We start from the raw sequence: 23100 nt of genomic DNA, 5'->3' as shown, positions 1-23100 counted from the left end.
TTTTTAAATCTGTTTACTTGAGAATAACATAAATTACTATAGTTTGCAAGTGTTTTCCGTTTTATAGTTAACTATCCAAAAACCTTATAAAGTCGGTGTTTTAAAAGCTTCTCATTTCATTTATCAAACCATTTCAAACTTGATACTTATATTATCCTATAAATATTAGCTAACAAAAAACAGTAAAACCGACTTGGTTCTACTGTCTTATTTTTAAAATGTTTGGCGTTTGGCTTTACGCTCTGCACGTCCACGAGCACGACTTTCTGCACGCTTGGTTTTACGACGTTTTTCATCGACCGCCCACTGGATTTTTTTCTTATAGCCTGGCTTGACTTTTTTCTTTTTCTTTTTAACCAAGCCAATCATTTCGATGTCCAGTTTTTCCTGTTTCTTCTCACGATTAGCACGGCGGTCACGGTCATAAGTATCTTGGAACTCTCCGTCTTTAACCATCTTAGGAGTAAACTTGATTCCTAGTTTTTCCAACTCACGAATATCTGAGTCATCACTAGGCTGGTAAAGTGTAATAGCTGTTCCTGGTAAACCATTACGTCCAGTTCGTCCGACACGGTGAACAAAGAAAGACAAGTCTTGTGGAATGGCATCATTGATAACGTGGCTGACACCCTCAATATCAATCCCACGCGCAGCCAGGTCAGTTGCTACGATATACTCAAAATCAAGATTTTTGACCTGATTCATGATCCGTTTACGTTCACGAGGAGCAATATCTCCATGGATCTTTGCCACCTTTAATCCTTGAGCTGTTAAGTATGTATGCAATTCATCCGCACGTGTCTTAGTATTGACAAAAATCATGGCTAGATAAGGCTGCATGACTTGAGTCAACTCATAAATCTGAGCATTCTTGTCACGACCCTTGGTCGAAATCAACCAGTTATCAATGGTATCTGAGATAACTGTTTTAGTCTTGATCTTTTCCATAACTGGATTAGACAAGTATTTTTTCAAGAATGGTTGCAGTTTTTGCGGAATAGTCGCTGAAAAGACCATAAACTGTAAGTCTTTCGGAAGACTTCCTGCAATCTTATCAACCGTCTCTAGGAATCCCATATCCAAGGTCATATCAGCTTCATCGACTACAAAGGTCTTAGCCTTGTGGATAGCCAAATCGCCTGATTTTACCAAATCATAGATACGACCTGGTGTTCCGATTACGATATGTGGTTGATTACTTGCTAATTTATCAATCTGACGGGCCTTGTCTGTACCACCAACATAGTTCACAACACGAATCTCTACTTCTGAGTGTCCTGCAATTTGACGAGCAGCTTGATAAATCTGTGTTGCTAACTCACGACTCGGAGCTGTGATAACTGCCTGCACGCTATCGCTCTCTTCATCCAATTGTTGGAAAATTGGAAGCAAGAAGGTATGAGTCTTTCCAGAACCTGTTTTTGATTCACCAACCAAGTCACGACCTGCCAGGACAATAGGAATTAACTTATCTTGCACCTCTGTTGGACTGGTAAACTTCAACTCCTCCAAAGCTTCATCTATATATTTTTTAAACTTAAATTTCGTAAATGACATAATATCCTCGATTCTATCTATCTACTCATTATACCACATTTTGATGCATTACAGTTAAACTTTCGATTTGGATAATCACGCGGAAATTTCAAAATCTACCTGAATAGAGACAAGAAAAATACTCTCTGTCCATCCTAAACAAAGAGTATTAGATTTTTACGTAAGATTCCACTCTTCTCTCAGCCAATCACAAAAATGATGATAGCGTTGCTCAAGAGCTTCATGATGCCCATAAGCATCAAAAGTAGAATAAGTTGAGGGAACTGCTTCTGAAATCAGATCATGAATGTTTCTAGCAAAAATAGGAGCCTTAGACAGACGGTTGGAATGATTAGCACCTTCTGTCTGACCATTTTGTAGATAAATAAGGCTTTGGCTCTGAATCAAGTCATGTTCCCTACAAAAGTCTATAAAGTCTGGATACCAGAAGGAACCACAGATAGAGAAAATACAGGTCGCAGGAAGATGGCTACTATAAAGACTATAAACAGCAGCAAGCCCACCCAGTGAATAGCCACCATAGGCAATTCGACTTTCATCAATCAAGTAGTCCTTTTGCAGAGTTGCTAGAATCTCTTGAAAGAGCTTCTGATGGTATGCATCTACCTTCCCACCAAAATCTGGGGCCCCTTCTTTCAAAGACTTAGACTGCCAGGGTGTAAAGTCATCCAGACGATTTTCTGGAATCAACCCCACCAAAATCACAGATTGGGATAGGTCTGACAAATAGTCCAATTGTCCATCATTTAAAAGAATCATTGGGTAGGCTTGTTGGGGATCATAGTTTGAAGGAAGACTGACCCTAACTCGAATCCCTTCCCAGTTAAACTCCTTATTTCTTGATAAAGTCATTGATTTTTTCAAGGGAATCAATCACTGCAGGACCGTAATCCATCAACTCATCGTAAGAGATGGTCATGATTTTTTGGTTCTTGATTGCTGGGACATTTTCCAAAACAGGATTTGCCTTCATCAAATCCACTGCTTTTTCATCCAACTTTTGATTGCGGTCGCTGGTTACATAGATAATCAACTCTGGATCCATTGATACTAAGTTTTCCAAGGTCAAGCCAGATGTTCCTGTTGCGACATTTGTGTAACCAAGTTGGTTGAGCAAGCTTTCTTGAAGGGCTGACTTGTAGGCTCCAAAGGTTTCGTCGTTATAAGCAACCATAATCAAAGCTTTTTTCTTTTCACCCTGTGTTTCTGGGTTAGCTTTTTTAACCGCATCGATTTTAGCTTGCAATTGCTCTGCATATTGATTAGCCTTGTCTTGGACATTGAAAATGGTACCAAGATTCTTCACATCTTCTACGATATTTCCCAAATCCTGTTGGATATTTGAAAGTGAAGCTTTTTGCGTATAAACAGGGATTTTGTTTTCATTCCAAGCACTGATAGTTCCCATTGACTTTTCAGAGAACATCATGTTGCGGCCCATCAAGGCATCTGGTTCATAAGAAAGAACAGTTTCTTGTGAGACTGATTTTTTATCACCAATATGAGGGATGGCTTCAATTGCTTCCTTGTATTTACCAGTTACAGCATTATCAGGATTGAGCATACCGGCAATTTTATCCTTCAAACCGAGTTCAAGTAGAATTTCAGTTGTTGAAAGATTGTTAGTGATAACCTTTTCAGGAGCCTTTTCAAAGACTTGTTCAACTTCGTTTCCTTTGGCATCATAAGTTTTGATGGTTACAGGATAGCTGGTTTCTGTATTAGCTTTTTGACTAGCTTCTGTTGTAGCCGGTGCCGTTGCTGTTTCTTTAGATGCGTTACCACAAGCTGCCAAAGATAAGGTAGCTACTGTTACAAGTAAAATACTAAGTGTTTTTTTCATGTTTTTATTTTCCTTTTTAATTTTTATAAATAGTGAATCATGGCTTGCTGATCTTCTGTCCAAGTTACCTTACTTTGAACGCCATAGACAGCCTGCAATGACTCGGGTGTGATGGTCTCTTTTGGAGTACCTTGGTAAACAATCTCCCCTTCTTTCATGAGGTAGAGATAGTCTGAATAGCGACAAGCTAGCTGAATATCATGCAAGACAGCTAGCACGTTGATCTGAAGATTTTTGACAATGGTCAATAAGTCTAGCTGATACTTGATATCCAAATGATTGGTCGGTTCATCTAAGAGCAAGAGGGTCGGCTCTTGGGCCAAGGCGCGTGCTAACAGAACCCGCTGCTTCTCTCCTCCTGACAAAGAAGAGTAGAGTCGATTTCTCTTTTCGAGCATATCTACCTTGACCAAAGCATCCTCAACCAAAGCAAAGTCTCTGTCTTTTTCCTTTTGCAAGAAAGAGAGATGGGGTGTTCTACCCAACATGACAATCTCCTCAACCGTACAATCAAACTGAAGTTGATTAAACTGCGTGATGACTGCCATCTGCTTTGCCGTTTCTTTGACGCTCATTTGTTCTAGAGGCTTCCCATCTAAAGAAATCAAGCCCTGATTCGGCTTTTCCTGTCTATAGAAGAGTTTCAACAAGCTGGTCTTTCCACTTCCATTTGGTCCCAAAATAGTATGAAATTGGTTTCCCTCAAGTTTAAGTGAGACTCCTTTGAGAATCTTTTTTTCTCCGATTCCAAAGTGAATATCCTGACACATTAAGTCCATATCAGACTCTCACCTCCCTTCGTCTACTTGCAACCATGTAGATAAAGAAAGGTGCACCTACTAGGGCCGTGAAAATTCCAATCGGTAGTTCAGCATTTTGAATCAAAACGCGAGCAAAGACATCTGCCCAGACGACAAAGAGGGCGCCTAGTAAGGTTGCAATTGGAAAAAGCCTTCTATAATTTGTACCAACCAAACTTCGGGCCAGATGAGGTGTTATCAGACCTACAAAACCTATGATCCCACAAGTCGAAACTAGGACTGCCGTCATCACAGCTACAATCGTCACATAAAGATACCAGTAAAAACGCAAGGGAATTCCCAAAGTCAAAGCCGCCTCATCTCCCATCATCATGGCATTGAAAACACGGTATTGGGTAGAGAAAAATAAAAAAGCGATTCCCACGATTATAGTTGGCAAGGTTAAGTGAGCCCATGAGATCCCCGCTAAAGAACCCATGGTCCAAAACTTGATGGTCATAACGCTATCAGCATTGGCCCCAATAGAGATAATAAAGTTTGAAAAAGCCAAAAATAGGGCATTCACTACCGTACCCGATAAGATTAAGCTAGAAGTTGTCATCCTACCCTGCATAGACGCAATGAGAAGAACTGCAACTGTTGCTAAAATCGCTCCTAGGAAAGAACCTAGACCAATCATAACTTTAAATCCAAGAATAATACTTAAAGTTGCTCCAAAGGTTGCCCCGGCTGAAATTCCTAATACATAGGGCTCTGCTATTGGATTGTTGACAGTTGACTGCATGACACTACCACACATGGAAAGGCCTGCACCCACAATCAAAGCAAGAAAAACCCGTGGCAATCTCATATTCCAAACAATAGCAAGCGTAGACTTTGAAATGTCTCCTATCTCAAAAGGAGCCCCTAACTGACTCAAAATTATCCGATAGGTATCACTCAAACTAATTTGAACAGACCCCATAGAAACTGCCAGAAACAGAGAAATCCCCAAAGCTCCTAACAGGATAGCTAGTAAAAAACAATATCTCAGGTTTTGATGGCTTCCAGAAAATTTGGAAAGCATGAAACCCTCCTTTAACAAAAATTAAAAATTTAGACAATTTTCATAATTAGTATACCACATTTCTAAATCAGGAACAAGACTAGAAAAATGCACACAAAAAAGCCCTCTGAAGTCAGAGAGCTTGATTCTTGCTGGATAAAACGTTTATAGACTAGGCGGCAAGCCGAAGATTGTACTGATGGTACATCGAGGCGAAGCCAACGAAGTATAGAAACGTTTTAGACGCAAGATTAGCGACGAAGTCCAAGAGAGTTGATCAACTCACGGTAACGGTTAACGTCGTTTTTACGCAAGTATGCAAGCAAGTTACGACGGCGACCGATTTTCTTCATCAATCCACGGTAAGTAGCGTGGTCTTTTTTGTGTTGTTTGATGTGTTCGTTAAGGTGGTTGATTTCCCAAGTAAGGACAGCAACTTGAACCTCTACTGAACCTGTATCACCTTCGTGACGTGCATATTGTGCAATGATTTCATTTTTTTTCTCTTTTGAGATTGCCATGATGTTTCTCCTTTTTATTTGGCTTCATCCGAGTGACAGGTTGGCATGCCTGTAACCAAGAAGAAGTTATTTGTCTTTACGACATTTCCTATTCTACCAATAACTAAGTTCTTTGTCAACTGATTTACTATTCTTACCGCAAAAGTGCTATAATAGTTATAGGAAGGATATCTAAGTAGACATCTTGAAAAGAGAGGTGATTACCATGCGTAAATTCTCGCAATATCTCCCCTACTATCTGGTCGTATTTTTCTTTTATTGGCCACTTTATGAGCTGTTATTATGGACTATTACTGAAAACTATATCTTGAAGGAGCTCACCATCGGCAACGTTATTATCTTCTCTCCACTGGTGACTTTCATAGTATCACTATTCTACTCTTATCGTTTCAAGTTCTCAGTTTGGTGGTTAATTGGAGTTGGCTTGCTCTTTTGCTTTACCATCATTACTTTCGGAGAATTTATCCTTCTCTACTTCCTAGCCTATGAAATCTTTGCCCTCGCGGGTATGGCTGTCGGTGTAGCTATTAAGAATCTAGTGCAAAAACTGAAAAACAAAAAACTTTCACAAAATCCTTGAAAAATCTCACAATCATGCTATAATAATGCATAGAGACAAGTCACTTAGCCCCTTTCTACCAGAGAGTGCGTGGTTGCTGAGAACGCATAGGAAAACTAAACTGATACTACTCTACTGACTTTTATGCAAACATAAAACGGTGGCCACGTTAGAGCCAATCAGAGGTGTCCCTCTTTTTTGAGGAACATAAATGAAGGTGGAACCACGTTGCGACGTCCTTTTTAGGATGTCGCTTTTTGTTTTTCTTGATTTAAGACTGCAAAATAGGGAAACACTTCTGCTATAGAAATAATTGATAACTAATATAAGGAGAAAAACATGATTCAAATTACTTTCCCAGATGGCGCTGTTCGTGAATTCGAATCTGGCGTTACAACTTTTGAAATTGCTCAATCAATCAGCAATTCTCTAGCTAAAAAAGCTTTGGCTGGTAAATTCAACGGCAAACTCATTGACACTACTCGTGCTATTACTGAAGACGGAAGCATCGAAATCGTGACACCAGATCACGAAGATGCATTGGATATCTTACGTCACTCAGCAGCCCACTTGTTCGCTCAAGCAGCTCGTCGCCTCTTCCCAGACATTCACTTGGGTGTCGGTCCAGCTATCGAAGATGGTTTCTACTACGATACTGATAACCAAGCGGGTCAAATCTCTAACGAAGACCTTCCTCGTATCGAAGAAGAAATGCAAAAAATCGTTAAAGAAAACTTCCCATCTATTCGTGAAGAAGTGACAAAAGATGAAGCCCGTGAAATCTTCAAAAACGACCCTTACAAGTTGGAATTGATCGAGGAACACTCAGAAGACGAGGGTGGTTTGACTATCTACCGTCAGGGTGAATACGTGGACCTCTGCCGTGGACCTCACGTCCCTTCAACAGGCCGCATCCAAATCTTTCACCTTCTCCATGTAGCTGGTGCTTACTGGCGCGGAAATAGTGACAATGCTATGATGCAACGTATTTACGGTACAGCTTGGTTCGACAAGAAAGACTTGAAAAACTACCTTCAAATGCGTGAAGAAGCCAAAGAACGTGACCACCGTAAACTTGGTAAAGAGCTTGATCTCTTCATGATTTCTCAAGAAGTTGGTCAAGGTCTACCATTCTGGTTGCCAAATGGTGCGACAATCCGTCGTGAGTTAGAACGCTACATCGTCGATAAAGAGTTGGCTTCTGGCTATCAACACGTTTACACTCCACCACTTGCTTCTGTAGAGCTTTACAAGACTTCTGGTCACTGGGATCATTACCAAGAAGACATGTTCCCAACTATGGATATGGGAGATGGGGAAGAATTCGTCCTTCGCCCAATGAACTGTCCACACCACATCCAAGTCTTTAAACACCATGTTCACTCATACCGTGAATTGCCAATCCGTATCGCTGAAATCGGGATGATGCACCGCTATGAAAAATCTGGTGCCCTCACTGGTCTTCAACGTGTGCGTGAAATGTCTCTCAACGACGGTCACCTCTTTGTGACTCCAGAACAAATCCAAGAAGAATTCCAACGTGCTCTTCAGTTGATTATCGATGTTTATGAAGATTTCAACTTGAATGAATACCGTTTCCGCCTCTCTCTTCGTGACCCTCAAGATACTCACAAGTACTTTGATAACGATGAAATGTGGGAAAATGCCCAAACCATGCTTCGTGCTGCCCTTGATGAAATGGGCGTTGACTACTTTGAAGCTGAAGGGGAAGCAGCCTTCTACGGACCAAAATTGGATATCCAGGTTAAGACTGCCCTTGGAAAAGAAGAAACCCTTTCTACGATCCAGCTTGACTTCTTGCTCCCAGAACGCTTCGACCTTAAATACATCGGAGCTGATGGTGAAGAACATCGCCCAGTTATGATCCACCGTGGGGTTATCTCAACCATGGAACGCTTCACAGCGATCTTGATTGAGAACTACAAGGGTGCCTTCCCAACATGGCTTGCACCACATCAAGTAACCCTCATCCCAGTATCTAACGAGAAACACGTGGACTACGCTTGGGAAGTGGCTAAGAAGCTCCGTGACCGTGGTGTCCGTGCTGATGTGGATGAACGTAATGAAAAAATGCAATTCAAGATCCGTGCATCACAAACTAGCAAGATTCCTTACCAATTGATCGTTGGTGACAAGGAAATGGAAGACGGAACTGTCAACGTTCGTCGCTATGGACAAAAAGAAACAAACACTGTGCCAGTAGATGAGTTTGTAGCAACTATCCTAGCTGATATCGCCAACAAATCTCGTGTTGAGAAATAAAACGATCACAGTCTGAGAAACATTTTTCAGTAAGAAAAAGCAACAACTGAAATAGTTGTTGCTTTTTTATATTTTGATTAAGCTGAGCTAGTAGTGATTGGTCAAACCACTACAAATAGTATTCTCATCAACAATCCTTTCTATCCATTAACTTTTGGATATAGGATATCCTCCCAAGATTTGCTTCCATGAGTTAGATAAGTTGACTATCCTTAGTCCTTGTCTGCCTCAATTTCTTTTACGATGTCATCTTGTGAATCTTTTTCAGAGAGTTTTTGATCAATATACTTGTCAATGTTTTCATAAAATTCCTTGGTCGCTTCACTATCTAATGTTGGCGAGTTCTGAACTTGATTCACTTTCAATTGAACAGATTGAATACCGTAAGAGGCTTGTTTTTGGTGGAGTGTTTCTAATTCTTCTTCTGAAATCGGATCTCCAACAACCGTCAAGACCAATTCATTGTTACTTGACTTGTAGACTTGATTAATAACCGTATAATTGGCGAACTCTTTTCCTACAAACTGTTTGATCCCTTCTTTGCGCGCTTGTTCTATTGTCAGAGTAACTGCCGAATAGCTAGCTGGAAGAATCAACAATACAATCAAAGAAATCAAGCCAATTCTCATTTTAATGCTCAGCTCTTTAAATGAAGTTAAAGGAGATTTTCTCATCAAAATTCTTGTTCCAACAATGTTGGCTAGCATGATAAAGACACAGTTGATCAAGAAAAGATAGAGAGCCCCCAATAAAAATCGTACATTCCCATTAGCTAAACCATAGCCAGCAGTACAGATAGGCGGCATCAAAGCTGTAGCAATGGCTACTCCTGGCACGATATTGTTTGCTTCTTTTTTCCTTGAACCGATCACACCAGCAATCCCACCAGCAATAGCAATGAGAACATCCCAAATGGTTGGAGAGGTTCGTGCGATCAACTCGCTACTTGCATAAGACAAGGGAGAAATCCAGAAATACAGAGTCGAGACAAGCAAACTGACCAACACTTGAGTCAATAAAACCTCTAGAGATTGCTTGATTAAACGCGTATCAAAAATAGCTAAACCGAATCCCAGTCCAACAATCGGTGTCATGAGAGGTGAAATTAACATGGCTCCAATAATAACAGCTGTTGAATTCATATTTAGACCGATAGAGGCAATAAAAATTGCACACATCAAAATCGCTGTATCTCTCAATCGAACATGAAGGTCATCGTATAATTTCTCACGGTATTCCCGTGTTGAATAATTGGCAGTCATTTGTCCTCTCCTCTTTCCTTATTTAAATCGGTATAATAATTAATAATAACAGCTGATAAACAGCCAAAAAATATGAGCCCATAAATCGTCAAGAAGACACTGGTAATCCTTCCAATCAAGGTCACAGCTAGGAGATCCCCGTAGCCGACAGTCGTCGAAGTCACAAAAGCATACCAAAGACCGTCTCCGTAATTTGTGATAGCAGGTTCAACTAGGAAAAGCACGCCTCCTGACCCAAAAACAAAGGTCACAAAACTCAGAGCAAACCGAGTAAAACCCGTAACCTGTATAATATGCCATAACATTTTTAAACGTCTCATTTGTTCTCCTTATTCATACTAGCTCCTGACCGAGCCGTTTTTTCCAATAATCAAAGTGAAGATAGGACATGATCTCCATCAGAGAAAGATAGACAAACTGATAGATCTGATTTAAGCTGATTATCAACTGATATTGTTTGAAAAATGACTGGAAGAAAGACCAGATATGACTGTCTTGAATCAGTCCCTTCTTAACATTATATCAAAAATTTTACAGTCTTTCTCTGAAGAAATCAATTAATTTAAAAAGATAGAGAAAGAAAGAAAATTTTTTCCTTATCCGAAAAAAAAAACGGTATCTCCTCTGAAAGAAGATACCGTTTTAATCTTTAAACATGATGAGTTTGTAGCAACAATCCTAGTTGATATCGCCAACAAATCACGTGTTGAAAAATAAGAGAAAAAACCTGGGACAAAATCCCAGCTACTAAAAAAGAGGCTGGGACAAAAGTCCTAGCCTCTCAATTGTCTTTGGATTGTCGAGCAAGACGCAGTGGTTGAGTGGGCTCTACTACGCATACAGCCCTATTCAACTGTGCGGAGGTGGGACGACGAAATCGAATTCTAACGAATTAACGATTTCTGTCCCACTCTCTTTTTTGATGTTTCTGTTTTTACATTTGAACAATTCTACGATAGCTTCTTGAAGTAATCATAAAGATAAGTACGTAGATGAGGGCAAAGATACCACAAATAGAAAGTGTTACACTTAACATCATAGCTGTATCTACTACCCCAATGACCTTAAGAATCAAACTTAACATATGATAGGCAAAAGCCAAGTGTAGGAAAGCAAAGATTACAGGGAGGAAGAAAACAGTCAAGACCTGCTTGTTAATGGTTTGTTTGATTTGTTTTTGATCCAAGCCCACTTTTTGTAGGATGACAAAGCGTTCACGATCCTCATAACCTTCTGAGATTTGTTTATAGTAGATAACGAGTACAGTTCCAATCATAAAGATGATAGAGAGGAAAATACCAATAAAGAGAACTCCTCCAAAGAGAGCATTCATTTGGGCAATTGCGTCACTTGCAGTGCCTCCACCATAAACCATGCCGTCTTCATTTTTGAGATTATGACTAAAATTATTTACAAACTCCTCAAAATCATCAGATAGCTTTAACTGTTCCTCTAGACTAGCTGTTACATCCATACCACCGTAGAGCTGTGTGTATACAGCTGAATCCTGGTACTGTTCCAAAAAACTTTGAATATCAGCTACTACAAGATAGTTATAATCCGATACCAATAGTACATAGGGATTAGAAACATGATTGGCAATAAAATCCTGCTGGATTTCTTGCTTGATCGTATAGTCCTGATTGTTCAGACTAAATGCTTTCTGATTTTTAAGTTGGTCATTTCGAGCCCAAAGTCCTACTTCGTTACCAGTAAGGTTCAGCTTTTGTCCAGTCATTTTTTCATAATCTTTTTGATCAAAAACCAGGAAGACTGTCTTAGGCATGACATTGTTTTGCCCTTTTTCAAAGATGGTTAATTTGGTCCCCTCTTGACTCGAAAGACCGAAACTTGCATAATTGAGGACGTCCTTATTGCTGATGGTTAGGTTCTTTTCGCTAGCGTATTGAGTCAAAAGCTTGTCTAAATCCTCAACTTCTACATGTTGTCCCTTAACATCAAAATCGTGAGGATACATGAGTTTTTTCATATTCTCAGATCCGTTGTAGATACTAGTAGCTGCAGACATAGTAACCAAAACCATGGTTGAAAGGATGGCAATGGTTGCTAATCCGACAGCATTTTTCTTCATACGAAAGATAAGGTTAGAAACAGAAATGAGATTATTAGGTTGGTAGTAATATCTCTTGTTTTTCTTGAGCAACTGTAAGAAAACTGTAATACCAGCATTGAATAAGAGATAGGTCCCTACAATAACTAACATAACCGCAATAAAGAAAGTAGCGACAGCTTTGAAAGCATCTGTTACGCTTAGTGCTAGGTAGTAGCCACCACCTAGAGTAATTAGCCCTACAAGCGTCTGAAGAACTAGGAAACGCCCCTTCTTCTCACCCTTCGCTTTTTCTCTAGAAAGCTGAAGAGCATCCATACGGATAATGCGTACAGCGTTCAGGAAAACGATGACTAAAAAGATAAAACCGAATACCAGAAGGATTGAAAGCACTACAGACCATTGGAAAGTTGCAACTAACTCTACCTTCATCTTTGCAAGTTTAAGTAGCAAAGCGAAAATCAGATTATCAAAGAGGGCACCAATTCCAATCCCGGCAGTGACTGTTACTAGCCCAAATATCAAGAGTTCCTTAAAGGTCATACCAATCAAATGGCGCTTTTCTAAGCCCAACATGCCATATACACCCAGTTCTTTGGAGCGATTTTTCATGACAAAACTGTTGGCATAAAGCACGATAATGGCAGATGCAAGTGTCACAACGACAAGCCCTAGTTGTAGGGTAAATTGTATAGAAGATGCACCACGCAAATCCACAATTTTAGGATTAAAGGCTAGGGAGTAAAAGAGATAGCTGATAGTGACTGCCAAAATGACAGACAAAGCAAACGGATAATAGAGTTTGCGGTTTTTGATTAAGTTGGATATGGCCAACTTATTGGTTAATCGAAACATACTAGTTCACCTCACTTGCCATAACAGTCAAGGTGTCAGAAATTTCTTGGAACATCTGACGATCCGTCTTTTCACCACGGTAGATTTGATTATAGAGAATACCGTCCTTGATGAAAAGAACACGTTTTGCACGGCTAGCAGCTGCTGTTGAGTGGGTCACCATGAGAATGGTTTGCCCTTGCTCGTTGATCTGATCAAAGATATCAAGGAGGGCAGCAGATGATTTAGAGTCTAGGGCACCTGTTGGCTCATCAGCAAGGAGAATTTCTGGTTCTGTGATGATAGCCCGTGCAACTGCTACCCTTTGTTTTTGCCCTCCAGAGATTTCATAAGGGTACTTCTCCTGCAATTGATTGATGCCAAGATTTTCGGCCGTCACGACCAATTTTTTCATCATTTCTGTAATAGGCTTTCTAGACAATACCAAAGGGAGTAAGATATTGTCTTTAACAGAAAGCGTATCTAACAAATTGAAGTCTTGGAAGACAAAGCCTAACTTTTCACGACGGAAGCTTGATGCTTCAGAATTTTTAATGGTAGCTGTGTCAGTTCCATTTAGGAAGACCTGGCCACGCGTTGGCTTGTCAAGCATAGCTAGAATATTCAGTAGAGTAGATTTACCAGACCCAGACTCACCCATGATAGCGACGTAGTCGCCTTTTTCAACGGTAAAGTGAATATCTTTCAGAGCTTCTACTTGGTTGCCTTGAAAGCGAGTTTTATAAATCTTTTGAACGTGTTTTACATCTAATAGTGTCATTTTAACTTCTCCTTTTTAATATCCCATTAATTGAAACTGAGCTTGCATCATTTCGATGCCGATTTGAACTCGCTCGATATCCCTTGGACTCGGCTTACTTGTTTGTTTCTTTTGTAAAATTGTTTTCATGGTTCCTCTCCTTTTTCTTTATGCTCTAAGTTTACTCCAAAAAAAGAGGGCTTGCCATAACATAACCTTACAAAAGAAGCCTTTAATCTTACATTTTTGTAAGATTACATTTTTAAATAATTGAAGCCTTTTTCTCACTATATCAAGGTCTAAAGAAGAGCTTGAAAGGTTTCTTCCAAGCTCTTCACAATTCTTTTCATTCAATCAGTAAATCCACTTCAGAGAACTTAATCCTCACAGTTGTTCCTTGCCCAAGTTCGGATTCTATTTGAATCTGATGTCCTAATTCTTGGCTGATTTTCTGGGTTAGATAGAGCCCAAGTCCAGATGACTGCTGGGTCATTCGACCATTATATCCTGAAAATCCACGTTCAAAGACTCGCAACCGATCACTGTTTTTGATACCAATACCAGTATCTTTTATGCAAAGGTCTGAACCTTCCATGTAGATTTCAATTCCACCTTCATTAGTATACTTGAGACTATTTGAAAGGATTTGTTCAATGACCACCAACAACCATTTTTTATCCGTCACAATCCTTCTGTCCAAGTCATGCATATTAATACTTAGGTTTTTCTGGATAAAGAAAATGGCATATTTGCGAATGACTTCCTTGACCAGATCTTCTATATTTTCTTTCTTCAACACCAAATCATCATGGAAGCTTTCTAAGCGTAGATATTGGAGAACGAGGTTGGTATAGGAATCAATCTTAAAAATTTCCTGCTCCATCTGTTGCTTCAGTTGGCGATCCGCCACCTCGCTCACTAGGAGTTTACTGGCTGCAATTGGTGTTTTTATCTGATGAACCCAGAGTGTATAGTAGTCCACCAAATCATTATAGCGGTTTTCAGCATCTGATTTCTTTTGATAGAGTTCAGATTCGCTTTTCTCTAATTTTTCAGTTAGAAGGACTTCCATTGGTGACTTAGCTTTTCTTTCGCCATAGAGCAATTCCTTACGATAACGTTGCAATTCTATCAAGAAATCAAATACCAAAAACAAAAATGTCAAAAATGTAGATAGAAAGAAGAAATAGTTAAAGTAGGGCCCTTGCTTATCAAACAAGATTTCAAAGAGAAAAAGCAAACCTGTAAGAGCAAGAATAAAAGCAAAAAAACGGCTACGCGAACGGATATAAGCTAGAAAAAAACTTTTAAGTTCAAGCATGTTTCAATCCATACCCTATCCCTTTCTTGGTTTCGATAAAACCAATCAAACCTTCTTCCTCCAGTTTCTTGCGCAAACGAGCGACATTAACAGATAAGGTATTGTCATCGATAAAAAAGTCACTGTTCCAGAGTTCCCGCATCAAATCATCACGCGCTACGATATTTCCAGCATGCTCAAATAAAACTCGTAAAATCTGAAATTCATTCTTGGTTAGGCTGATAGCTTTGCCATTGACATGCACATCCATAGACTTGGTATTGAGAATAACTCCAGCATACTCTAGGAGACTCTCATCCCGTCCAAACTCATAAGAGCGACGCAATAATCCTTGTACCTTAGCTAAAAGTACCTGCTGGTCAAAAGGCTTGGTCACAAAATCGTCTGCTCCCATATTAATAGCCATAACGATGTCCATAGCCTGGTCTCTTGAAGACAGAAACATAATAGGAACTTTGGAAATCTTGCGAATTTCCTGACACCAATGATAACCATTAAAGAGAGGCAAACCGATATCCATGAGAACCAGATGAGGTTGAGTTTGAACAAATAGCGTCAGAACTTCCATAAAGTCTTCTACCATGACTACTTCAAAACCCCATTCAGAGAGCATTTTCCCAACTTGCTGACGGATTACTGGATCATCTTCTACTAGTAAAATCTTATGCATCTGCTCCTCCTTTTTCTATATTATAGCAAAATTCTTCTGACTACTAGCGAAATTGATGCAAATCTGATATGATAAAAGTTAAGAAAGGAATTCCCATGGCCAATATTTTTGACTATCTAACTGATGTTCAATACGATTCTTTTTATGATCTTCCTTTAAATGAACTGGATGTACTTGCTTTGACAGAGCTGACTTATCTTCCTTTTGATAACCTATTGGACCAGCCTGTCAATCGTTTAAGCGATGTCGCAACACGCGTCCCTCGAGAAAGTACCATGCTGACCAATAAAGAACGTCTGAAACTTTTAGACCAGCTTGCCCTACACAAACGTTTTAGAAATTGCAAGCTATCAAACTTTATTAACGAGATTGACACTGAGCAACAGAAACAGTTCGCTGCTATGACCTATCGTCTGAACCTAGATACTTATCTCATTGTCTTTCGTGGCACAGACGACAGTATTATTGGCTGGAAGGAAGATTTCCATATGACCTATATGAAGGAAATCCCTGCCCAAAAGCATGCTCTTAAATACTTGGAAGATTTCTTTAAACAATATCCAAAACAAAAAGTACTTCTTGCTGGGCATTCTAAAGGTGGGAATCTAGCCGTCTATGCTGCTAGTCAAATCCAACCTGAATTGCAGGAAAAGATATCAGCAGTTTATACCTACGATGCTCCTGGTTTGCAGGCTCATCTGACAGAAACGACTGGTTATCAAGATGTTATCCCTAAATTTCACCGTTATGTCCCACAAGGTTCTGTCATCGGCATGATGCTAGAAGTTCCTGATACTCCTACCGTCGTCAAATCTACGGCTCTCGGTGGAATCGCTCAACACAATACTTTCAGCTGGCTAACTGAAGGACACCACTTTGTCCAACTAGAGGCCATCAGTAGCGAAAGTCTCCAAATCAAAGACACTCTTAAGGAATGGGTGGACAGTGTGCCCGATGAAGAACTAGAGCTCTACTTTGATCTCTTTTTCGGAACCATCCTAGAATCTGGAATCACTTCCATCAACGATTTATCTTCTAGAAATGCTATCGACCATGTTCGACAACTTGTTTCTCAAGCCCAGACACTAGAGCCCGAGCAAGTCGAAATCTTAAAAAACCTGACACAACTCCTATTGGATGCACGCTTCCAAGCCTGGAAAAATCATTTTTAAAAAGTTAAAAGTCCCTTCCTTTATGGAGGGACTCTTTTGTTGATTCCTTATTTTGTGCTTCTGTGTTATACTAGAAACTGTAAATCTTTGAAAGAGGAAATCCTATGAAAATCCATAAAACTGTGAATCCTGTCGCCTATGAAAATACTTATTATCTTGAAGGGGAGCAACACCTGATTGTAGTTGATCCTGGTAGCCATTGGGAGGCCATTCGCAAGACTATCGAAACCATCAACAAACCGGTCTGTGCCATTCTTCTGACCCACACCCACTACGACCACATCTTGAGTCTGGACTTGGTCAGAGATACTTTTGGAAATCCTCCAGTGTATGTGGCAGAAAGTGAAGCATCTTGGCTCTATACTCCTGTTGATAATCTTTCTGGTCTCCCTCGACATGACGATATGGCAGATGTCATCTGCAAACCAGCTGAACAAACCTTTGTCTTTCATGAAGAATACCAGATTGAAGAATTCCGCTTCACAGTCTTACCAACGCCAGGCCACTCTATCGGTGGAGTTTCATTGGTTTTCCCAGATGGACACTTGGTCTTAACGGGAGATGCCCTTTTCCGAGAAACCATTGGTCGGACAGATTTGCCAACTGGTAGTATGGAACAACTCCTTCATAGTGTCCAAACCCAGCTCTTCACCCTTCCAAACTACGATGTCTATCCAGGACATGGTCCGGCTACGACCATCGCTCACGAAAAAACCTTTAATCCATTTTTCTAGCAAGAGAAAAACCAAGGACAATCATCCTTGGTTTTTGTGTAGCTTCAATTTCTACATCATTACTTGCTCAGAAGAATCAACATTGACTAGAAAAATAATTCAAAACTAATTAGCTGGATTCAATTCTTTCCAGTCAAGGTTAGACAAATCAAGCTTTTCAGAAGAAATATCTAAAACTTGCTCTGCTTTTTCATTACCACCGATTTGAATAGTTGCTTCTTTAATCTTCTGCACTCCATTTTTATCAAACGAATATAGAGCCAGGTTCATTTCTGGACGAGTTGACTGCCAGTCTGCATAAGAGACTAGACCATTTTCGTAAATAACAAAGCCTGAGCGAAAACCACCTGCAGAAGCTACATAAGCTGTGTGAAGTAAGTTTGGTTTTTGATTTTCCAAATAATAAATGGCTGAAACAAATTTTTCATCGCCAATAAGTAACTCATCTTGCCCATCCTTATTCAAATCAAGAAGGGCATATTTAAAGTCTGGTGCATTTTGATAATCCATTCGAGAGAAAATCATGCTATATTCTTCTGAAGCAATCTTGTGCTGTTTATTTTCCTCGTATAAATCTTCTCTATTACCTTGATGTAAAAGCTCTGTATAGTGATTATAACGTTCAATCACTTCTTTATACAAATCTGGTCCAGTTTCCTTCTTATTTTCAGCAATTGATTGTGACGACTTGGTTAAGGAGTCGCTTGTATTTTCAGTCTTTACTTCTGTTGATGTACTAGACTTATCGTCTTTGGAAACAGATGATAGTGCAGATGAAGGTTCTGTATTGCTATTATTTTTATTGAGACCACAAGATGACAAAACTGAAATCGAAAGAATAGCTGAAAGCATCATTAAAAATTTCTTCATGTTAACCTCGATAGCATTGCATTTTCAGATGGATAAACTTCAAACATAAGTCATTAACGCCAAATTATACTTGGTTGAGAAATCATTTTACCAAATAATCACGCGGTCTTCTGGTGAGCGCCACATGCCGTCGCCTTCTTTGACATCATAGGTCGTAAAGAAGTCATCAAAGTTTGGAACTTGGACATTGACACGAAGTTTAGCTGGCGCGTGTACGTCAACGCTAGCCATGAGTTTCATCAACTCTGGACGGCCTTTCATACGCCAAATACGCGCAAAGTTGTTGAAGAATTCTTCAGCTGAAAAGTCTGGTTCTCTCTTAGCAGCTTCTAGCGCTGCAGCAATTCCTCCTAGGTCGGCAACGTTTTCGGATACAGTTAATTTCCCATTGATTTTTGCACCGTAAGATTCTTGACCATCAAACTGGTCGATAACCTTCTGTGTTTTTTCTTTAAAGGCTGCATAATCGCTCTCTGTCCACCAATCCTTGAGACTTCCATTTTCATCAAAGGAAGCTCCATTAGTATCAAAGGCGTGAGAGATTTCATGGGCGATAACTGCACCAATACCACCATAGTTGGCAGAAGATGACTGATGCAAGTCATAGAATGGTGCCTGTAAGATAGCAGCAGGGAAGACAATCAAGTTCTTTTGTGGATTGTAGTAGGCATTCACCATATGAGCTGGCATTCCCCACTCCTTGTAGTCAACCGGCTGATTCCACTTGCTCCAGCTGTGCTTAATTTCCACACGCGCAAAGGCTAGGGCATTCTCAAAGAGGCTAGCAGATTCATCCACTACCTTGTCCTTATAGCGAGCTGGCAGTTCTTCTGGATAACCAATATAAGGCTTGATGACATTGAGTTTGACGATGGCTTTTTCTCGAGTTTCAGGAGTCAGCCAGTCGTTTTTTGCCAAACGTTCCTTATAAACGTCAATCATGGTCGCCACTTTTTTCTCTACGTCTGCTTTGGCTTCTGGAGAGAATTTTTCGTGGGCATACCAAAGGCCAAGAGCTTGTTTAAAAGGTCCTTGGGCTAAGTGGTAAGCAGCCTTGCGCTTGTCTTGGGCTTCTGGAACTCCTGAAAGGGCACGTCCATAAGCACCTGACAAGACACGAATCTCGTCTGTCAAATAGCTCGTTGAAAGATTGACCACACTCAAAATCAAGCTTGCCTTGAGCAAAGGCCAAGCTTCTTCACTATAGAATTGCTCTGCTGCTTGCCAGAAACGTTCTTCATCTACGATAACCTTATCTGGAGTTTGCCCAATAACTGCTTGGAAAAAGTCATCCAATGGAAGGGCAGGCGCAAACTTTTTGAAATCTTCGTAAGCGTATGGATGGTAAAGTTTGGCGTATTCTGAACTCTCTTCGTTTGAAAGGACGACAGCTGCGATGCGACGGTCCAATTCCAATCGTTTCTCTAAAAGATCTGCGATTTCTTCATCTGAGAAGTTATAGGCTTTGAGAAGATTACGAGTACTTTCTTTCCAAAGGTTCAATAATTCCTCACGCTGTGGATGGTCTTCCGCATAGTAGGTTGTGTCAGGCAAGATTGTTCCTGGAGCACTAGCCCAAAGAACATTGGTTCTAGCATCCATAAAGTCTGGTGATACACCAAATGGAAGGAAGTTTGGTTTGCCAGCTAATTCAAATGCTGCTAGTTTACCTGCGAAATCCGCAAAACTTTTCAAATCTTGGTATTCCTTAAGCAAAGGAAGGACTGGTTTGATTCCATCTGCTTCTCGTTTGTCAAAATCTCTGACCATACGATGGTACTTGACAAAGTTTGCCAAGATAGCATCTTCTGGCACATCTTCACCTGCCAACCATTTGTCGGTTGTCGTTAGCATCAACTCTTCAATTTCTTCGTCAAGGTCGATAAAACCACCTGTTCTCGATTTATCAGCTGGAATGACGGCAGTCTTTTCCCATTCACCGTTTATAGCATCATAAAAATCATCTTGATAACGTGTCATCTTGTTCTCGCTTTCATTTTTCACTTATTCTTAGCTTAGCAAAAATCCCTGGGGATTGCAATTAAAAATGCCATCTTCTCCTGATTGTTTTCATTATTAATATTTTAAATATTTACAAAAATTAACTTGACTTAATTTTTATTTTAATGTATATTAAAAGATAGGAGGAATATAATTGTATGATACGTATCGAAAACCTCAGTGTCTCCTACAAAGAAACGTTGGCACTAAAGGATATTTCACTAGTGCTCCAAGGACCAACGATTACCGGAATTATTGGCCCAAACGGCGCTGGGAAATCAACATTATTAAAAGGTATGCTGGGAATTATCCCACATCAAGGTCAGGCATTTCTCGATGACAAGGAAGTTAAAAAATCCTTACATCGAATCGCCTATGTCGAACAAAAAATTCATATCGACTACAACTTTCCCATCAAGGTCAAGGAATGCGTCTCGTTAGGACTATTTCCCTCTATTCCTCTCTTTCGAAGTTTAAATGCTAAACATTGGAAGAAAGTGCAAGAGGCCCTTGAAATCGTCGACCTAGCTGACTACGCTGAACGGCAAATCAGTCAACTGTCTGGAGGTCAATTCCAGCGGGTCTTGATTGCCAGATGTTTGGTGCAGGAAGCCGACTATATCCTCTTAGATGAACCCTTTGTTGGGATTGACTCAGTCAGTGAGGAAATCATCATGAATACGCTGAGAGATCTGAAAAAAGCTGGGAAGACGGTTCTCATCGTCCACCACGACCTCAGCAAGGTTCCCAACTACTTCGATCAAGTCTTGCTTGTCAATCGAGAAGTGATTGCTTTTGGTCCGACCAAAGAAACCTTTACCCAAGCCAATCTCAAAGAAGCTTACGGTAATCGACTCTTTTTCAATGGAGGTGACCTATGATTGCAGAATTTATCGATGGATTGCAAAAATTCCATTTCTTACAAAATGCCTTGATAACAGCTATTGTTATCGGGGTCGTAGCTGGAGCTGTAGGATGTTTCATCATTCTACGTGGGATGTCACTCATGGGAGATGCCATTTCACATGCTGTCTTACCAGGTGTAGCCCTCTCCTTCATCTTGGGCATTGACTTCTTTATCGGAGCCATTGTCTTTGGACTGCTAGCTGCTATCATCATTACCTACATCAAGGGAAACTCGATTGTCAAAAGCGATACCGCCATCGGCATTACCTTTTCTTCTTTCTTAGCCCTCGGTATCATCTTGATTAGTGTCGCTAAAAGTTCAACTGACCTTTTCCATATCCTTTTTGGTAATATTCTTGCTGTTCAAGATACAGATATGTTTATTACTATGGGTGTAGGGGCAGCCATTCTCTTGTTAATCTGGATTTTCTTCAAGCAACTCTTGATAACGTCCTTTGATGAACTCTTGGCTAAAGCCATGGGAATGCCTGTCAATTTCTATCACTACTTACTCATGGTACTCCTAACTCTCGTGTCTGTGACAGCCATGCAAAGTGTCGGAACTATCCTGATTGTAGCCATGCTGATTACCCCAGCTGCAACTGCTTATCTCTATGCTAATAGCCTGAAAAGTATGATTTTCCTTTCCTCAACCTTTGGAGCTACAGCTTCAGTTTTGGGACTCTTTATCGGCTATAGCTTTAACGTTGCGGCAGGTTCTAGTATCGTGCTTACAGCTGCTAGTTTCTTTCTCATTAGCTTCTTTATCGCTCCAAAACAACGATATTTGAAACTGAAAAATAAACATTTGTTAAAATAAGGGGCAAAGCCCCAATAAATTGGAGGATCTAATGAAAAAATTAGGTACATTACTCGTTCTCTTTCTTTCCGTCATTGCTCTTGTAGCATGTGCTAGTGGAAAAAAAGATGCAGCTTCTGGTCAAAAACTAAAAGTTGTTGCTACAAACTCAATCATCGCTGATATTACTAAAAATATTGCTGGTGACAAGATTGATCTTCACAGTATCGTTCCTGTTGGTCAAGACCCACACGAATACGAACCACTACCTGAAGACGTCAAGAAAACTTCTCAAGCTGATTTGATTTTCTATAACGGTATCAACCTTGAAACAGGTGGAAATGCTTGGTTTACAAAATTGGTAGAAAATGCCAAGAAAACTGAAAACAAAGACTACTTTGCAGTCAGCGAAGGCGTTGATGTTATCTACCTTGAAGGTCAAAACGAAAAAGGCAAAGAAGACCCACACGCTTGGCTCAACCTTGAAAATGGGATCATCTTTGCTAAAAACATCGCAAAACAATTGAGCGCTAAAGACCCTAGCAACAAAGAATTTTACGAAAAAAATCTCAAAGAATATACTGATAAGCTAGACAAACTTGACAAGGAAGCTAAAGCTAAATTCGACAATATTCCTGCTGAGAAAAAACTCATCGTAACCAGTGAAGGATGCTTCAAATACTTCTCTAAAGCCTACGGTGTCCCAAGTGCCTATATTTGGGAAATCAATACTGAAGAAGAAGGAACTCCTGACCAAATCAAGACCTTGGTTGAAAAACTTCGCCAAATGAAAGTCCCATCACTATTTGTTGAGTCCAGTGTCGATGATCGTCCAATGAAGACTGTTTCACAAGACACAAACATCCCAATCTACGCACAAATCTTTACTGACTCTATCGCAGAACAAGGTAAAGAAGGCGACAGCTACTACAACATGATGAAATACAACCTTGACAAGATTGCTGAAGGTTTAGCTAAATAATCATTTTAAAAACGTCAGTCACTGAACTGCACCCCAAAAGTTAGACATAAAAATCTAACTTTTGGGGTGTTTTTATTATGAAATTAACTTATGATGATAAAGTTCAGATCTATGAACTTAGAAAACAAGGCTATAGCTTAGAGAAGCTT

General features: G+C 40.0%; 21 protein-coding genes and 1 pseudogene. 8 read left to right on the top strand and 14 right to left on the bottom strand.

Translation table 11 applies throughout. The annotated features are described in order from the left end of the window. Positions 1 to 213: 213 nt before the first annotated feature. The 6 genes from QM887_RS04755 to rpsO all read right to left on the bottom strand — a co-directional run bounded on the left by QM887_RS04755 (position 214) and on the right by rpsO (position 5727). Positions 214 to 1557 (bottom strand): DEAD/DEAH box helicase, encoded by a 1344-nt coding sequence (locus QM887_RS04755; RefSeq protein ID WP_414270752.1) that lies wholly within the window; start codon positions 1555 to 1557, stop codon positions 214 to 216. 156 nt (positions 1558 to 1713) lie between these two features. After that, entirely contained in the window at positions 1714 to 2409 is a 696-nt protein-coding gene (locus tag QM887_RS04750; protein WP_414270751.1) for an alpha/beta hydrolase-fold protein, read from the bottom strand. Further along, complete coding sequence (locus QM887_RS04745; protein ID WP_414270750.1) at positions 2390 to 3400, bottom strand: ABC transporter substrate-binding protein; 1011 nt, start codon at positions 3398 to 3400, stop codon at positions 2390 to 2392. Before QM887_RS04745 ends, QM887_RS04750 begins: the two co-directional genes overlap by 20 nt. Before the next feature lie 23 nt (positions 3401 to 3423). Further along, on the bottom strand, positions 3424 to 4179 hold the full coding sequence (locus QM887_RS04740) for an ABC transporter ATP-binding protein (protein ID WP_414270749.1): 756 nt from the start codon (positions 4177 to 4179) through the stop codon (positions 3424 to 3426). A 1-nt stretch (position 4180) separates the two neighbouring features. Further along, positions 4181 to 5227 carry a FecCD family ABC transporter permease gene (locus QM887_RS04735; protein WP_414270747.1) on the bottom strand — a complete coding sequence of 349 codons (1047 nt, stop codon included), beginning with the start codon at positions 5225 to 5227 and terminating at the stop codon, positions 4181 to 4183. Positions 5228 to 5457: 230 nt separating this feature from the next. Further along, the gene (gene rpsO / locus QM887_RS04730; RefSeq protein ID WP_001018251.1) at positions 5458 to 5727 is read right to left on the bottom strand and encodes a 30S ribosomal protein S15; all 270 of its coding nucleotides are present in this window, start codon (positions 5725 to 5727) and stop codon (positions 5458 to 5460) included. Positions 5728 to 5932: 205 nt separating this feature from the next. On the opposite strand from rpsO, the gene QM887_RS04725 reads away from it, so the two are divergent. Next, a complete protein-coding gene (locus QM887_RS04725) occupies positions 5933 to 6307 on the top strand; it encodes a hypothetical protein (RefSeq protein WP_414270746.1) in 375 nt (124 codons plus the stop codon). A 318-nt stretch (positions 6308 to 6625) separates the two neighbouring features. After that, positions 6626 to 8569, top strand: coding sequence for a threonine--tRNA ligase (gene thrS, locus QM887_RS04720; RefSeq protein ID WP_414270745.1), 1944 nt, complete (start codon positions 6626 to 6628; stop codon positions 8567 to 8569). A gap of 212 nt (positions 8570 to 8781) precedes the next feature. On the opposite strand, the gene QM887_RS04715 is transcribed toward thrS, so the two are convergent. From QM887_RS04715 to QM887_RS04690, 6 genes are all read right to left on the bottom strand, one after another. Further along, positions 8782 to 9831 carry a DUF389 domain-containing protein gene (locus tag QM887_RS04715; RefSeq protein WP_247925905.1) on the bottom strand — a complete coding sequence of 350 codons (1050 nt, stop codon included), beginning with the start codon at positions 9829 to 9831 and terminating at the stop codon, positions 8782 to 8784. Next, complete coding sequence (locus tag QM887_RS04710; protein WP_001253404.1) at positions 9828 to 10151, bottom strand: potassium channel family protein; 324 nt, start codon at positions 10149 to 10151, stop codon at positions 9828 to 9830. Before QM887_RS04710 ends, QM887_RS04715 begins: the two co-directional genes overlap by 4 nt. A 614-nt stretch (positions 10152 to 10765) precedes the next feature. Beyond that, positions 10766 to 12757 (bottom strand): ABC transporter permease, encoded by a 1992-nt coding sequence (locus tag QM887_RS04705; protein ID WP_414270744.1) that lies wholly within the window; start codon positions 12755 to 12757, stop codon positions 10766 to 10768. Position 12758: 1 nt separating this feature from the next. Beyond that, positions 12759 to 13517, bottom strand: a complete 759-nt coding sequence (locus QM887_RS04700) for an ABC transporter ATP-binding protein (protein ID WP_006152604.1) — start codon at positions 13515 to 13517, stop codon at positions 12759 to 12761. A 325-nt stretch (positions 13518 to 13842) separates the two neighbouring features. Beyond that, positions 13843 to 14817 carry a sensor histidine kinase gene (locus tag QM887_RS04695; protein ID WP_414270743.1) on the bottom strand — a complete coding sequence of 325 codons (975 nt, stop codon included), beginning with the start codon at positions 14815 to 14817 and terminating at the stop codon, positions 13843 to 13845. Beyond that, on the bottom strand, positions 14810 to 15487 hold the full coding sequence (locus tag QM887_RS04690; protein ID WP_414270742.1) for a response regulator transcription factor: 678 nt from the start codon (positions 15485 to 15487) through the stop codon (positions 14810 to 14812). Before QM887_RS04690 ends, QM887_RS04695 begins: the two co-directional genes overlap by 8 nt. A 95-nt stretch (positions 15488 to 15582) precedes the next feature. Between QM887_RS04690 and QM887_RS04685 the strand changes: the two genes are divergently transcribed. Together QM887_RS04685 and QM887_RS04680 are read left to right on the top strand one after the other, a co-directional pair. Then, a complete protein-coding gene (locus QM887_RS04685; RefSeq protein WP_414270818.1) occupies positions 15583 to 16659 on the top strand; it encodes a DUF2974 domain-containing protein in 1077 nt (358 codons plus the stop codon). Between the two features lie 104 nt (positions 16660 to 16763). Beyond that, positions 16764 to 17393 (top strand): MBL fold metallo-hydrolase, encoded by a 630-nt coding sequence (locus QM887_RS04680; RefSeq protein WP_075229542.1) that lies wholly within the window; start codon positions 16764 to 16766, stop codon positions 17391 to 17393. 105 nt (positions 17394 to 17498) lie between these two features. On the opposite strand, the gene QM887_RS04675 is transcribed toward QM887_RS04680, so the two are convergent. After that, a complete protein-coding gene (locus QM887_RS04675; RefSeq protein ID WP_414270740.1) occupies positions 17499 to 18263 on the bottom strand; it encodes a hypothetical protein in 765 nt (254 codons plus the stop codon). A gap of 87 nt (positions 18264 to 18350) precedes the next feature. Beyond that, positions 18351 to 20243, bottom strand: a complete 1893-nt coding sequence (locus QM887_RS04670; protein ID WP_414270739.1) for a M13 family metallopeptidase — start codon at positions 20241 to 20243, stop codon at positions 18351 to 18353. A 179-nt stretch (positions 20244 to 20422) separates the two neighbouring features. Here QM887_RS04670 and QM887_RS04665 point away from each other — a divergent pair, with 179 nt between their 5' ends. The 4 genes and pseudogenes from QM887_RS04665 to QM887_RS04650 all read left to right on the top strand — a co-directional run. Further along, positions 20423 to 21145, top strand: a complete 723-nt coding sequence (locus tag QM887_RS04665) for a metal ABC transporter ATP-binding protein (RefSeq protein ID WP_414270738.1) — start codon at positions 20423 to 20425, stop codon at positions 21143 to 21145. After that, a complete protein-coding gene (locus QM887_RS04660) occupies positions 21142 to 21990 on the top strand; it encodes a metal ABC transporter permease (RefSeq protein ID WP_006148893.1) in 849 nt (282 codons plus the stop codon). Before QM887_RS04665 ends, QM887_RS04660 begins: the two co-directional genes overlap by 4 nt. Positions 21991 to 22021: 31 nt before the next feature. Next, positions 22022 to 22951, top strand: coding sequence for a metal ABC transporter substrate-binding lipoprotein/adhesin PsaA (gene psaA, locus QM887_RS04655; protein ID WP_254730474.1), 930 nt, complete (start codon positions 22022 to 22024; stop codon positions 22949 to 22951). 77 nt (positions 22952 to 23028) lie between these two features. Then, a pseudogene (locus QM887_RS04650) lies at positions 23029 to 23100 on the top strand (transposase); the annotation flags it as partial.

Origin of the sequence: Streptococcus infantis, assembly GCF_047460875.1 — a bacterium.
In the GTDB taxonomy this organism is placed as follows: domain Bacteria; phylum Bacillota; class Bacilli; order Lactobacillales; family Streptococcaceae; genus Streptococcus; species Streptococcus infantis_AA.
The sequence above is the reverse complement of the archived record's forward strand: the minus strand, read 5'-3'. Positions and strand labels throughout refer to the sequence as shown.